The following is a 645-nucleotide window of genomic DNA, read 5'->3' on the forward strand; positions in this document are numbered from 1 at the left end:
CGTGTTTGATGTCGTTAAACACTTCTAAAGATACGGACACGACAACAAAAAATACGTTGCTAGGATCGAAGCTAACTGGCGGTGCGCCCGTTCGTTTATCAATGAGTTCGTATCGCAACAAGATGCTTTGGCCACTGGAGTTATAAATGAACCCTGTGTGACTGTATTCACCACGAGCCGCGAAGCTGGTTGCTATGTACTCCAGCACCTTTGGGTCAACAACGCCGGACGATTCATAATATTGGTTTTCGGTGTAATAAAGCAGATTTTGCTTGCCGTCGAGGATCGCCATGCTCGCATCCCCTTTATAGCCATGACTCAGGACATCAGCGGTTTCATCCAAGCGGCTAAAAAGCACTCGCTCACGGTAGGGATTGTCGTGATTGATAAACTACTCCTGCAGCACATCACTTTTACTCAGCGTGTACGCATAGCTGTTAAGAAAACTATTGGCTTGTCGAAATTGCCCCGCCAGCTTTTCCATCTGAAGTTGTATGTAGCTATCTTCGCGCTGGATGAGTGTTACTTTTTGAATGCTATAGATGATGTAACTCGATACCAGCGCACTCAAAATGATCACGGGTGCGACAAGCAAGATAACTCGATTGCTTAATTTCATTATGGTTCTTCGACTTCCGTTTGTGT

General features: G+C 45.4%; 1 pseudogene. It reads right to left on the reverse strand.

What is annotated here, in order from left to right:
* Positions 1 to 619 (reverse strand): annotated as a pseudogene (locus R7Z77_RS26245) (diguanylate phosphodiesterase); the annotation flags it as partial.
* Positions 620 to 645: the final 26 nt, after the last annotated feature.

Source organism: Vibrio sp. 1401 (assembly GCF_033340295.1).